14 protein-coding genes are annotated in these 13,043 nt (G+C 63.0%); 4 read left to right on the top strand and 10 right to left on the bottom strand.

Translation table 11 applies throughout. The features are described from left to right. Positions 1-92 precede the first annotated feature (92 nt). From flgE to CAG29_RS05530, 6 genes are all read right to left on the bottom strand, one after another. Positions 93-1,421: a flagellar hook protein FlgE gene (flgE, locus tag CAG29_RS05555; protein ID WP_085578205.1), complete on the bottom strand. Its 1,329-nt coding sequence runs from the start codon at positions 1,419-1,421 to the stop codon at positions 93-95. Between the two features lie 30 nt (positions 1,422-1,451). Then, complete coding sequence (flgD, locus tag CAG29_RS05550; protein WP_085578206.1) at positions 1,452-2,177, bottom strand: flagellar hook assembly protein FlgD; 726 nt, start codon at positions 2,175-2,177, stop codon at positions 1,452-1,454. Between the two features lie 15 nt (positions 2,178-2,192). Further along, complete coding sequence (gene flgC, locus CAG29_RS05545) at positions 2,193-2,636, bottom strand: flagellar basal body rod protein FlgC (protein WP_085578207.1); 444 nt, start codon at positions 2,634-2,636, stop codon at positions 2,193-2,195. 3 nt (positions 2,637-2,639) lie between these two features. Continuing rightward, positions 2,640-3,047 carry a flagellar basal body rod protein FlgB gene (gene flgB / locus CAG29_RS05540; RefSeq protein WP_085578208.1) on the bottom strand — a complete coding sequence of 136 codons (408 nt, stop codon included), beginning with the start codon at positions 3,045-3,047 and terminating at the stop codon, positions 2,640-2,642. Between the two features lie 223 nt (positions 3,048-3,270). Further along, complete coding sequence (gene cheR / locus CAG29_RS05535) at positions 3,271-4,098, bottom strand: protein-glutamate O-methyltransferase CheR (protein WP_085578209.1); 828 nt, start codon at positions 4,096-4,098, stop codon at positions 3,271-3,273. A gap of 47 nt (positions 4,099-4,145) precedes the next feature. Continuing rightward, positions 4,146-5,078: a chemotaxis protein CheV gene (locus tag CAG29_RS05530; RefSeq protein ID WP_085578210.1), complete on the bottom strand. Its 933-nt coding sequence runs from the start codon at positions 5,076-5,078 to the stop codon at positions 4,146-4,148. Between the two features lie 82 nt (positions 5,079-5,160). Here CAG29_RS05530 and flgA point away from each other — a divergent pair, with 82 nt between their 5' ends. The 4 genes from flgA to CAG29_RS05510 all read left to right on the top strand — a co-directional run bounded on the left by flgA (position 5,161) and on the right by CAG29_RS05510 (position 7,754). Beyond that, positions 5,161-5,922 carry a flagellar basal body P-ring formation chaperone FlgA gene (gene flgA, locus CAG29_RS05525; protein ID WP_085578211.1) on the top strand — a complete coding sequence of 254 codons (762 nt, stop codon included), beginning with the start codon at positions 5,161-5,163 and terminating at the stop codon, positions 5,920-5,922. A gap of 150 nt (positions 5,923-6,072) precedes the next feature. Continuing rightward, positions 6,073-6,399: a flagellar biosynthesis anti-sigma factor FlgM gene (gene flgM / locus CAG29_RS05520; protein ID WP_085578212.1), complete on the top strand. Its 327-nt coding sequence runs from the start codon at positions 6,073-6,075 to the stop codon at positions 6,397-6,399. A gap of 48 nt (positions 6,400-6,447) precedes the next feature. Beyond that, positions 6,448-6,915 carry a flagella synthesis protein FlgN gene (locus CAG29_RS05515; protein WP_085578213.1) on the top strand — a complete coding sequence of 156 codons (468 nt, stop codon included), beginning with the start codon at positions 6,448-6,450 and terminating at the stop codon, positions 6,913-6,915. 92 nt (positions 6,916-7,007) lie between these two features. Then, a complete protein-coding gene (locus CAG29_RS05510) occupies positions 7,008-7,754 on the top strand; it encodes a flagellar brake protein (RefSeq protein WP_085578214.1) in 747 nt (248 codons plus the stop codon). A gap of 80 nt (positions 7,755-7,834) precedes the next feature. Here CAG29_RS05510 and CAG29_RS05505 read toward each other — a convergent pair whose 3' ends face one another. From CAG29_RS05505 to CAG29_RS05490, 4 genes are all read right to left on the bottom strand, one after another. Then, complete coding sequence (locus CAG29_RS05505; protein ID WP_085693938.1) at positions 7,835-9,184, bottom strand: MFS transporter; 1,350 nt, start codon at positions 9,182-9,184, stop codon at positions 7,835-7,837. Positions 9,185-9,253: 69 nt separating this feature from the next. Then, the gene (locus CAG29_RS05500) at positions 9,254-10,495 is read right to left on the bottom strand and encodes a glutamine synthetase family protein (RefSeq protein ID WP_170930267.1); all 1,242 of its coding nucleotides are present in this window, start codon (positions 10,493-10,495) and stop codon (positions 9,254-9,256) included. A gap of 231 nt (positions 10,496-10,726) precedes the next feature. Next, positions 10,727-11,419 carry a sensor histidine kinase KdpD gene (locus CAG29_RS05495; RefSeq protein WP_085578217.1) on the bottom strand — a complete coding sequence of 231 codons (693 nt, stop codon included), beginning with the start codon at positions 11,417-11,419 and terminating at the stop codon, positions 10,727-10,729. Beyond that, the gene (locus CAG29_RS05490) at positions 11,416-13,020 is read right to left on the bottom strand and encodes a tetratricopeptide repeat-containing response regulator (protein WP_085578218.1); all 1,605 of its coding nucleotides are present in this window, start codon (positions 13,018-13,020) and stop codon (positions 11,416-11,418) included. Before CAG29_RS05490 ends, CAG29_RS05495 begins: the two co-directional genes overlap by 4 nt. Positions 13,021-13,043 lie beyond the last annotated feature (23 nt).

The raw sequence follows: 13,043 nt of genomic DNA, 5'->3' as shown, positions 1-13,043 counted from the left end.
CGAACGGCAGTCAGTTGTTCTATAGACGATTTCGGCAGGCATAAAAAAACCGGCGCCACTGGCGCCGGTTCTCTTGTTGCGATCAACCCGGATCAGGTCATCTGAATGATGGTCTGCATGATGGTGCTTTGGGTCGAGATGGTCTTGGCGTTCGCCTGATAGTTGCTCTGGCCCTTGATCAGATCCACCAGCTCGTTTGTCAGGTTGACGTTCGACTCTTCCAGCGAGTTGGATGCCACTTCGCCCAGGGTACCGGTCTTCGGTGCGTCGTAGCCCGGGATGCCCGAAGCGTAGGTCTCTCTCCAGGCGGTGCCGCCGACAGGCTGCAGGCCCTGTTCGTTGGTGAAGCTGGCCAGCGCGACCTGGCCGATGGCCTTGCTCTGGTTGTTGCTGAAGTTGGCGAACAGGGTGCCGGTGCCGTCGATGGTCAGGTTGGTGATCTGGCCGGTGGCGTAGCCGTCCTGGGTCGGGATCGAACGGGCGGTGTCGGCGTTGAACTGGGTGGTCTTGGCCATCGAGATGGTGATGCCCGCCGGGTTGGCCGACGCGCCGTTGGCTTTCCAGACGCCGTTGGTCACGGTGCCCGGCACCCAGCCAGTGAGTTTCAGGTCGCTGCTGATGATGGCAGGGCCACCCGCAGGATCCGGAGTGCTGACCTGAGTCAGTTTGCCGGCGGTGTCGAAGGACATGGTCGAAGCCACCGGTGGGGTGGTCTTCGGATCGCTGCCGGTGGCGTCCGGGTTGCGGCCGTCCACCAGGGTGTAGACCTTCCAGGTGTTGGCGCCGGTCTTGACCATGTACTGGTCCATGACGTGGGAGTTGCCCTGGCTGTCGTACACCGGCGTGCTGAACGACTTGGTGTAGGTCGCGGTGTTGCTCGGGTCGAACTTGCCTGCCGCCACGGTATCGTCGATCACCGGCGCGGTGGAGTTCAGGTTGATGGTCGAGGTCACGAGCGAGGTGGACTTCGGCGCCAGGTTCGAGGTGTCGATCTTCAGGTCGGTCAGCACGCCGTTGATGATCTTGCCGTTGGCGTCCACACCGTAGCCTTGCAGGCGCGAGGTGTAGTCGGTGTTGGTGATGAAGCCGTCCTTGTCGACCTTGAACGTGCCGGCACGGGTGTAGGTGATCGAACCGTTGTTGCTCAGGGTGAAGAAGCCGGAACCGTTGATGCCCATGTCCAGCACGTTGCCGGTGTTGCTGATGTCACCTTGGGTGAACTGCTGGGACACGTTGGCCAGGCGCACGCCGTTGCCGATGACCTTGCTGCCGCTGCCCAGGCGGGTCGACGAGTAGACGTCGGCGAATTCGGCGCGGGAGGACTTGAAACCGGCGGTCGCGACGTTGGCGATGTTGTTGCCGGTCACGTCCAGTTGTTTGTTGGCTGCATAGAGACCGCTGAGGCCGATGTTAAAAGACATATTTCACTCCTTTGTGCCGGTGGGTCGGCTCTATATACCAATGGTTTGTACTTTGGACAGGGCGACGGTGCCCTTGCCGGACAGGTTGAGCATCAGCTCGCCGCCGGTCTGGCTGATCGTCACGCTGGTGACGGTGGCCGGCAGGTAGGTCGCCAGGTCCGTCGCCGTGCCGTTGATCGGGGCATTGGCCTTGACGGTGTAGGTGCCGGCGGCGACCAGGTTGCCGTCCTTGTCCTTGCCGTCCCAGGTGAAGCTCGCATTGCCTGCGGCGCGGCTGCCCAGGTCGATGGTGCGCACGGTCTTGCCGGCGCTGTCGGTGATGGTGACGGTGCCGCCGGCGATCGACGAGGTGACGTTGACCGAACCGGTCATGCCTTTGCTCGGGTCGTCGAGCTGCACGGTGTTGGTCTGCACAATCACGTTGCGGCCCACCAGCGACGAGGCCTGCAGGGCCTGCGACGAGTTGTAGTTGCCGGCCAGCGAACTGACGGTGCTGTTGAGGGTGGTGATGCCTTCAAGGCTGCTGAACTGCGCCAGCTGGGCCACGAACGCGCTGTTGTCCTGCGGGTCCAGCGGGTTCTGGTTCTTCAGCTGGGTCACCAGCAGTTGCAGAAACGCGTCCTTGCCCAGGGCTTTGCCGCCGGTCGAACTGTTGGTGGCCGAAGCGATGCCATCGGCGGTCGAACTGGTCTTCTTCGACGAGTTCGCCAGGATGTCGTTCAGGCTCAGGCTGCTGGTGGTATCGGTAACGCTCATGGCAGTCGCCCCTTATCACTGACCGAGGGTCAGAACCTTCTGCATCATGGTCTTGGCGGTGTTCATCATTTCCGCGTTGGTCTGGAACGAACGGCTCGCGGAAATCATGTCGGCCATCTCTTCCACCACGTTGACGTTCGGGTAGTAGACGTAGCCCTTGGCGTCGGCCGCCGGGTGGTTAGGCTCGTAGCGCGCCTCCAGGTTGCTCTGGTCTTCGACCACGCCCAGCACCTGCACGCCCTGGCCTGCGGCGTCCTGGTTCTGGAACAGGGAGTTGCCGCCGGAGCTCTGCTCGCCCTGGAACATGGTGGCGAACACCGGGTGACGGGCGCGGTAGGTCTGGTCGATGCTCGACGAGACGGTCTCGGCGTTGGCGATGTTCGACGCCACGGTGTTCAGGCGGGTGTTCTGTGCGCTCATGCCGCTGCCGGCAATGTTGAAAACGCTGGACAGGGACATGGATTACTCTCCGCGCAGGGCCGATACCAGCCCTTTGAATTTGCTGTTGAGCAGGGTGAAGCTGGCCTGGAAGCCGACCGCGTTCTGCGCGTAGTTCGACTGCTCCAGTTGGGCGTCCACGGTGTTCTGGTCGATCGACGGCTGCATCGGCGTGCGGTACATCAGCGACTCGTCGCCGTTGCCCAGGCCTTCGGCCTCGATGTGACGGCTGTTGGTCATGTTCAGGGCGAAGGTGCCGTTGGCGTTCTTCTGGCTCTGGGCCTCCAGCACCTTGGAGAAGTCCAGGTCCCGGGCCTTGTAGTTCGGGGTGTCGGCGTTGGCGATGTTGTTGGCCAGCACCTCGGCGCGCTGGGCGCGGAAGCCCAGAGCCTTTTCGTGGATGCCGAGCGCTTTGTCGAAGCTGATGCTCATGTCGGGAACCTTCAGGTGACCGGAGTTTTTCGTAATCGGGTTATAGCAAGCGGCATGCCAATTTATAAAAGCCCCGGATTACGGGGCCTTGCCGACCAACGGCAAGGCGGCAATGCCAGAAAAGCGGCAACGGGTTTCCGCCGCCTGCCGCTTTTCTGCCGCTTGAGGCACAAAAAAACGGGAGCCCTCGCGGACTCCCGTTTCTTGTGTCGCCATGTGCCGGTCACTTCGCCTGGTAGATGATCCCCGGGCTGCACTGCACCATCTGGTAATGGTCGGGCAGCCCGTTCAGCGCTTCGGAAGCGCCGAGGAACAGGTAACCGCCCGGCTTCAGCGTGCTGTGGATGCGCATCAGGATGTCTTTCTTCACCTCGGCGGAGAAGTAGATCAGCACGTTGCGGCAGAACACGATGTCGAACTTGCCGAGGCTGGCGTAGCTGTCGAGCAGGTTGAACGAGCGGAACTCCACCCGGCTCCTGATCGGCGCCTTGACCGCCCAGCGGCCCGGCCCCTTCGGATCGAAGTAGCGCTGCAGGCGATCGGCGGACAGACCGCGGCCGATGGCCAGGCTGTCGTACTCGCCGGTCTTGCAGTTGGTCAGCATGCTGCCGGACAGATCGGTGGCGACGATCTGCACGCCCATCTTCAGCTGGCCGATGTTGGTCCGCTCGAACTCGTCGATCGACATCGACAGCGAATACGGCTCCTGGCCCGACGAGCAGGCCGCCGACCAGATCCGCAGACGCTGGTTGGGGCTGGCCTTGATCGCCTCGGGCAGCACCTTGTTCTTGAGGACCTCAAACGGATAGGTGTCGCGAAACCACAGGGTCTCGTTGGTCGTCATGGCATCGACCACCTGCTCGCGCAAACCGCTGCGCGGCTGGGTCTGGATGCGCTGCACCAGCTCACCCAGGGACTTGATGCCTTGCTGCTCCATCAGTTTGTTGAGACGGCTCGACACCAGATACTGTTTGTTTTCACCGAGCAAGATGCCACAGGCTTTCTCCAGGAACACCCGGAACTGTTCGAAATCCAAATTACCCGTAGACAAATTGATGCCGCCTCTTAAATCGTGTTGACCGCCAGGGGCGAACGCCCCTAGCTGATATCTGCTGCTTTGATCCGGTCGACTACCCGGGATGCCAGGTCATCAGGACGGAACTTGGCCAGGAAGTCATCGGCACCGACCTTCTTGACCATCGCCTGATTGAACACACCCGACAACGAAGTATGCAGGATGATGTGAAGCTTTTGCATGCGCGGGTCGCTGCGGATCTCGGCCGTGAGGGTGTACCCGTCCATCTCCGGCATCTCGATGTCGGAGATCATCATCAGGAACTCTTCTTCCGGCTTCTTCCCTTCGTCGACCAGCTTGCGCAGGTAATCCAGCGCCTGCCGGCCGTCGTTCAGCGCCACCACCTCGACGCCCACCGTCTGCAGGCAACGCGTGACCTGCTTGCGCGCCACCGACGAGTCGTCGACCGTCAGCACCCTGAGCGACAACGCCTTGCTCTGGGTCTCGACGTCCACCACGCCGTGCGAAATCGCCTCCGGCGTCGGCGCGACTTCCGCCAGCACCTTCTCGACGTCGATGATTTCGACTAACTGATTGTCCACCCGAGTCACAGCGGTCAGGTAGTGATCGCGACCGGTGCCCTTGGGCGGCGGATGGATCTCTTCCCAGTTCATGTTGACGATGCGCTCCACCGAGCGCACCAGGAAACCCTGGGTCTTGGTGTTGTACTCCGTGATGATCACGAACGGACTGTTCTTGTCTTTCAAAGCCCCGGAACCGGTCGCCATCGCCAGATCAAGGATCGGAATGGTCGCCCCCCGGATATTCGCCACCCCGCACACGACAGGACTGGACTTGGGCATCAGCGTCAGTTGGGGACATTGCAGCACTTCCCGAACCTTGAACACGTTGATCCCGTAGAGCTGCTGACCGTCGAGACGGAACAACAGCAGCTCCAGGCGATTCTGCCCCACCAGTTGCGTGCGCTGGTTCACCGAATCCATTACACCAGCCATGCACAGACTCCTACGCCAACGCCAAGTGTTGTTGCGACGCACATTCGTTGCCAAACGGCACGGCGCTTGCTTTTTAACCCGTATGAACACTCAAACGACATTTTTTCGACGCCCGGCATCCCCGATCCGCAGATGGCTTTGCGCGGCGTCGGCCGTTTGCTTCTTTTTCGCTGGCAGCCCTGCCGTTGCTGATGCGGTTACCTTGCCTGACATGCTTATCGGCGTCACTCAAGGCTTTCTTGAATTCACCGTAGAAGACTATCTGGCCACCAGTCAAACGGAAGGCCGCTACGAAATCGAAGTCAACCAGCTCGACCCGCGCATGCGCATGCCTATGTGCGACAAGGAATTGACAGCCTCCCTGGAGAGTCCCGCACGTCCGCTGGGACGGGTGACGGTCAAGGTGCGCTGCGAAGGCGCATCCCCCTGGACGGTGTTCGTGCCCGCTCAAGTCCGCCTGTTTCGCGAGATCGTGACCACCACCCGTCCCCTCAAGCGCGCCGGGATCATCGAACCCCAGGACGTGACCTTGCGCGAGCGCGACGTGAGTCAGATCAACCAAGGTTTCCTGACGTCGGTGGATCAGGCGATCGGGCAGAAATTGACCCGACCAACGGTCGCCGATCAGGTGATCACCCTGGTGCACCTGGAGCAGGCGGAAGTCGTGCGCAAAGGCGATCAGGTGGTCATCACCGCCCGCAGCGGCACGCTGGCCGTGCGCATGCCGGGCGAAGCCCTGTCCAACGGCGGGCTCAAGGAACAGATCCGGGTGAAGAACCTCAATTCCCAACGGGTCATCAAGGCGCAGGTCATCGCGCCCGGCCAAGTGGAAGTGGCGATGTAGAAAACTGGCGCAGACCGCAGCCGTTCCCTAAACTGTGCCGCATCGGCAGACGTGCCGGCGCTTGCAGGCTCATTGACGAAAGGGCCTAAAGTTTTCCAGGGGATGGCCGAGAACATGGCAAGCGTCCAAATTCCCAGAGGTTTTTTTGACATGGTCATCGATTTCAGCCGTTTGAACAGCTCCTCGTCACTTACGGGCGGCACACGCACCAGCGCTCCCAAGGAAACTGCCGAAACCGGCGCTTCCGCACCGCTGAACGCCCCGGCCGAACAGGCCACTGCCGCAAAAAGCGGGGAATCGGTACACCTCAGCAATGAGGCTCAACAGTTGCAGAAGATCACTGACAAGCTGCGCGACCAGCCCGTCGTCGACAAAGGCCGGGTGGCCGAGTTGAAGGCGGCGATCGCCGATGGCAGCTACAAGGTCGACAGCAACCGTGTAGCCAGCAAACTGCTCAACTTCGAAGCCCAGCGCTAGGCCCCGGTCTGCGCCAGGCTTTTGGACGCTTAAAACCCAAGGCCAGCCATGCACGACACAACTTTATTGCAACTGATCATCGACGACTTTGCTCCAGCTCAACAATTGCTGGAGTTGCTGCAAAGCGAGTACCTTGCCCTGCACGGTCGCGACATGCCGCTGCTGGAAGAAATTCTGGCGAGCAAGCAGGCGTTGATCATTCTGCTCGAACAGCATGGCCGCAAGCGCAGCGAGATCCTCGCCAGCCTCAACCTGCCCGCTGACCGCCAAGGCCTGGAGCAACTGGCCAGCCAATCGAGCGTCGGCGACCGGCTGCTGTCCCAGAGCGACGTGCTGACCGACCTGATCGCCCAGTGCCACGCCGCCAACCTCAAGAACGGCCAGTCGATCCGGATCCAGCAGGCCGCCACGGCCAACCAGCTGAAGATCCTCACCGGCGGCGAGCCTCCCGCGCTCTACGATGCCAGCGGCGCCTTCGCGAACCTGCAGAAACCACGCGCACTCAGCCAGGCGTGAGCCCTTCCATGCCGGCGCCCTATCAACACGTGAAACATGCTGGCAAAATGCTGGCTAGCCGTAGTCAAATTTTGTCTGGAGATTGATTCAACGTGTCCAATGCCCTCAGCGCGGATGATGCTCCGCAGCCACCCAAGGTGCTCACCACGCCCCTGGAGATCTCCAGCAACCTGCGCCAGCTGCAAGAAAGCCACGACCCTTTGATCATCACGTTCCTGGAGCGCAGCCAACGCTTTCAGAGCTACCTGATCAAGGTCGACCGTGACAGCGGCACCATCGCCCTGGACGAAATGATCCCGCGCGACGGCGAGCGTTTCCTCCAGGCCGGCGAGCCGTTCAAGGTCGAAGGCTTCCACGAGGGCGTACGCATCGCCTGGGAATGCAGCACCCCGCTGACCATCGAAGAATCCGCAGGCGACCGCTTCTACAGCGGCGCCATGCCGACCGAAGTGGTCTACCACCAGCGCCGCAACGCCTTTCGCGCGGCCCTGAAGCTGACCGACCTGGTCAATGTCGAACTGGGCGGCGAAAAGCTCAAGTCGCCCCTCTCCGGCAAACTGCTCGACATTTCCGCCACCGGCTGCAAGCTGCGCTTCGAAGGCGACATCACCGGGCGCCTGCAACTGGGCCAGGTCTACGACCGCCTGATCGCTCCCCCGCTGTTCGGCAACCAGTCGGCCTCGGTCGAACTGCGCTACCTGCATTTCGAAGAAAAGCTCAACATGACCTTCGCCGGCCTGCGCTTTCACAACATCAGCGGCCCGGCGGCGCGCAACGTCGAGCGTTTCGTCTACCAACTGCAGCGCGAGGCCCGTCGTTTCGACAAGGACGACTTCTGACCGTCAGGCCAGCGCCATGAAAAACGGGCAGTCACTCAGGGTGACTGCCCGTTTTTCGTTGCGGCAAAGGAAAGGGCCCGTCAGGGCTTGGCGGGCTCGGCGTCCGCCTTGGCAGGCACATCCCCCGCCGCTGCCGGATCGGCATCCGCCGCAGGCTCCGGGCTGACCGAACTGTGCATCTGCTCCTGCACCACCTGCTCGTCCACGCGCGGGTCAAGGGCCGCCACCAGCGGCGAGCTGGACATGCTGTCAGGCATCGCCACGTGATGCAGCGGCGCGTCGTCGACCTGATGCAGGTTGGTCACGGCCTTCGGCCGGATCCGCCACACCAGCACCAGCGCAAAGAACGTGAAGAACGCATACAGGCTCTGGCTGCCGAACAGCTTCATCAGCACCCCTGCCGCCAGCGGACCGATGCTCGCGCCCACGCCGTAGGTCACCAGCAGCATCGCCGTCAGCGACACCCGCCGCTCGCTCTCGACATGGTCGTTGGAAAACGCCACCGCCAACGGGTACAGGCAGAACTGCACCAGCGAACACAGGAAGCCGACGATGAACAACACCTCCAAAGGCACCTGCGGCAGGATCGCCAGGGGCAACGCGGCCACCGCCAGCACCAAGGCAAAACTGCGGATCAGCAACGCCCGGTCGTAACGATCCGACAGCCAGCCCAACGGCCACTGCACCAGCAGCCCGGCGAAGATGCAGCTACCCATGAACAGACCGACCTGCTCGGTGGACAGCCCCTGCTGCGAGGCGTACAGCGGCGCCAGGCCGTAGAACGAACCGATGATCAGCCCCGCCCCCAGCACCGTGCTCAGCGACTGTGGCACGCGCTTGATGAAGAAGCGCGGTTCCATCGGCGCCGGGTGCAGCGGCGCGGGGTGAATCCGCCGGGTCAGGGCCACCGGCACCAGGCACAGGGCAAAGCACAGCGCCACCAGCATCAACAGCTCCGGGCCCAAGCCCGGATGCATCACCAGGATCAGTTGGCCCAGCACCAGCCCCAGGTACGAGGCGATCATGTAGCCGCTGAACACCAGGCCGCGCTGGTTGGCGTCGGCCTGCTCGTTGAGCCAGCTCTCGATGACCATGTACTGGCACATCATGCCGAGGCCGACGATGGTCCTGAGCACCAGCCACGCCGGCAGCCAGTCCACCAGGCCATGGCCCAGCACCGCCGCACCGACGATCCCGGCGCACGCGGAATAGGCGCGGATATGCCCGACCCGGGCGATCAGCCGGTGGCCGATCTTGCCGCCCAGCACCAGGCCGAAATAGTTGGCCGCCATCAACGCACCGACCCACAGTCCGTCGACATGGTCGGCCGCCAGGCGCAAAGCCAGATAAGTGGAAAGGAGGCCCGAACCGATCAGCATCATCAGCGAGGCGAAATACAGCGCTCGAAAGGATTTCCAGATTTGGCGCATCGGCGTTCCGAGCGGCTCCTTGCGGTAAGTGTCGGGCTATCCGAACGATAGCCCGACGGCGGCGGTTCGTCAGGCCTGGGCAGCTAGAACGCGCCGTTCCCAGGGAGTGATTTCATCGAGGAAACTGGTCAACTCCATGCTCTTCGAAGCGATGTAGCCTTCGATGAACTCCTTGCCGAACAGTTCCCGGGCCAACTGGCTACGCTTCAGACGCTCCAGCGCCGCGTGCAAGGTACATGGCAGCGAAAGATTGTCCGGCACCTCGAACTCGCCCTGGATCGGCGCGGTCGGCTCAAGCTCATGCTCGATGCCGTGCAGGCCGGCGGCCAGGCTGGCGGCGATCGCCAGGTACGGGTTGGCGTCGGCGCCCGGCAAGCGGTTCTCGACCCGGCGGGCCACCGGCGAGCTGGCGGGAATGCGCAGGCCCGCCGCACGGTTGTCGTGGGACCAGCAGGCGTTGTTCGGCGAGGCATAGGGATGGCACAGGCGCTGGTACGAATTGACGTTCGGCGCGAACAGCGCGGTGAAGTCGGCCAGGCCCGCCTGCTGCCCGCCGATGAAGTGGCGGAACATCGCGGTCGGCTGCCCGGCCTCGTCGCTGAACACGTTCTTGCCGCTGCCGGTTTCGACGATGCTCTGGTGAATGTGCATCGAACTGCCCGGCGTGTGCGCCAGCGGCTTGGCCATGCACACCACGGTCAGGCCGTGCTTGAGCGCGACTTCCTTGAGCAGGTGCTTGAACAGGAACGTCTGGTCGGCCAGGAGCAGCGGATCGCCGTGCAGCAGGTTGATCTCGAACTGGCTGACGCCCATCTCGTGCATGAAGGTATCGCGCGGCAGGCCCAGGGCCGCCATGCATTTATAGACGTCGCTGAAGAACGGCCGCAGGCCGTTGTTGGAACTGACGCTGAACGCCGAATGGCCGTCCTCGCGGCGCCCGTCCAGGCCCAGCGGCGGCTGGAACGGCTGGGTCGGATCAGTGTTCGGCGCAAAGACAAAGAACTCAAGCTCGGTCGCCACCACCGGCGCCAGGCCGCGGGCCGCGTAACGGGCGATGACCGCCTTCAGCTGGCCGCGGGTGGAGAGGCTGGAGCTTTCGCCGGTCAGCTCGTCGGCGTCGCAGATCGCCAGCGCCCGGGGCTGTTCGCTCCACGGCAGGCGATGGATCTGCGCAGGGTCGGCCACCAGCGCCAGGTCGCCGTCGTCGCTGCCGTAGAACCGCGCCGGCGGATAGCCGCCCATGATGCACTGCAGCAGCACCCCCCGGGCCAACTGCAGACGCCGCCCTTCGAGGAAGCCCTCGGCGGTCATCACCTTGCCCCGTGGCACGCCGTTCAAATCCGGCGTGACACATTCAATCTCATCAATGCCCGTCAATCGCTGCGCGAGTGAACGCTGGCCATCGGTTGTCATGACGCAATCCTTGTTATTGTGCGAGCCGCGAACGGCGACCCGTACAAAATAGGCTTCGGCTGTTCGGAATATCAAGCAGTCGCCAACAAAAAGCCGAACAACCCGCAGAACACCTGAAAAGCCGGGGCTTCACGGCAAATAGAGACTGAACACCCCGCCGCCCAACGGGCCGCCGTTGCGGATCTCGGTACGCCCCTCGACACCGTTGCGCTGATGCAGCGCGGCGATGCGCCCGGCGAAGTACAGCCCCAGCCCGGTGCTGCCGCTGCTGTGGTTGATGCCCTGCACATAGTCGGCCTGGCGCTCAAGCATCTCGGCCGGGTAGCCTTCGCCGTCGTCGTTGACGCTCAGCACCAATTGCCCGGCTTCGTCGCTGACGGTGATCAGCAGCGACTCTCGGGCATAACGGATTGCGTTGTTGATGATGTTGCCCAGCACCGAGGCGACCAGTTCGCGGTCGAAGAAGCCCAGCGGGCTGAGGGGATCGACCTCGTACGTGACCACGATCCCGCGACTGGCGAACACCTCCTGGTGCGCGGCCAGTTGCGCTTCGATGAAGTCGTCCAGCTCGTGGTAGGCCGGCTGCAGGGGCATCTGGTTGACGCCCAGCTTGTACAGCGCCAGCAGCTGCACCAGCATGCCGTTGAGGTGCGCGAACTCGAAGTCGATCACCCCCTGCTCCGGCCCCTGGCGCTGCGCCTCGGGCAGCCGCGCCAGCCATTGGCTGTGGGCCTGGGTCAGCATCGCCAGAGAATTCTTCATGTCGTGCACGGTGGATGCGATCACCGTGGAGAAATCCAGTGCCTGCTCGTCTCGGTTCATTCGCCAAACGCCTTGCTTTTCAGCTTCTGGTAGCGCGGGTAACGCGCGTCGGTGTCGGGCATCAGGCCAACCGTTTTCAGGCAGGCCCGACATTCTTCCAGCTCCGCCGACGGCACTTTGGTGTCGGTGCCGTGCAGCAGCGACTGCGCCATGTTCAGCGCGATGCTGATGTTCTTCGGTTGCATCTTCAGCGCCCGGCGGAACACCTCGCGGGCTTCGGCCAGGTTGCCGGTCTTGTACACCCGCACGCCCTGACGGTTGAGTTCGGCGGCGGCGTTGCTGGAACTGAGGATAGCCGGGTCGTCGGTCAGCTTGGCGATGTCTTTCATCACCGTCGGATCGTCGCCGTAGATTTCCGCGCAGCTCTTGAGCACCGAGGTGCCCGCCTCGGTCTGGCCGAGCATCTGCAACTGCTTGGCCACCAGCAGCGCCGCTTCCGGGCTCATGAACTGCTCCATGCCGTCCAGGCGCAGCAACGCCTGCTCGGTGAGCTTCTCGGCGGTTTCGGCATCGTTGAGCAACAGGCTGGTGGCCTTCATCAGGCGCGCACGGATCTGCAGGCCCGGATCGGACGGGTTTTCCTTGGCCACCAGGCTGAGGGTGGTGTTGATCTCCAGCCGGGTGCGGGTGTCCAGCCCCTTCTCGCTGCCCTTGCTGATCAGCGCATGGGCCAGGCCGAGATTGCTTTCCGGATCCTTGAAGCGCGACTGCGCGCCCTGGTGCACGGCCTGGCGGTAGGCGCGGGAGGCGGTGTCGAAATCTTCGTTGGCCATCGCCAGCTTGCCCAGCAGCGCCTGCCGGCGCACCGCCAGCGGCGACAGGCGGATCGCTTCTTCGAGCACTTTCTGCGCGCCCTTGCTGTCGCCCTCGGCCACCAGCACCTCGGCCATGCCGTCGTACAGCGCCGGCATCATCGGGAACATTTTCAGGGCCTTTTCATAGACGCCCTTGGCCTGGGCGATCTGGCCGCGCTTGAACAGCAACTGGCCCAGCCCGGCGAACGCCCACGGCAACGGACGGTCGGCCAGGATGCTGTCGTACAGGCGTTCCAGCGCTTCGTTCTGGTTCATGTCGCGCAGGGCATCAGCGCGGTAGCGCAGGCACAGCGGCGAATAGCGGATGTCCTGCTTGCACAGGGCGATGCAGGCGTTGAGCACCTCGACCGGCTTGCCGCGGTCCAGGGCCTGCAGAATCGGCTTGAGCAGGGTCTTGCGCTGCTCCAGGCGCTCCAGGCGCTGGGCCAGGCCGATGCGGTTGAACGGCTTGGTCAGGTAGGCATCGGGCTCGTGTTCCAGGGCACTGAGCACCATCGCCTGACTGGTCTCGGCGGTGACCATCACGAACACCGCCTCGTGGCTGATCAGCTTTTCCATCATCAGGTCTTCCAGCACCTGCTGACCGTTCTTCTTGCCGTCCCCCAGGTGGAAGTCCTGGAGGATGAAATCGTAGGACTTCTGCGAACACATCTTCAGCGCCTGCTCGCCGCTGTCGGCGGTGTCCACGTCCTTGACCCCGAGCTCGCGCAGCATAGAACGCACGGAACTGCGGTAATCCGAAAAATCATCGACGATCAGAAAACTCTTTTGGTGATACGACGACATCGAGGATTTCCAGGCAATTGAAG

This window comes from Pseudomonas sp. B7(2017), assembly GCF_002112745.1.
Taxonomy (GTDB): Bacteria; Pseudomonadota; Gammaproteobacteria; order Pseudomonadales; family Pseudomonadaceae; genus Aquipseudomonas; species Aquipseudomonas ekonensis.
Note: the sequence above shows the minus strand (reverse complement) of the source record. Positions and strands in the feature narration are given on the sequence as shown.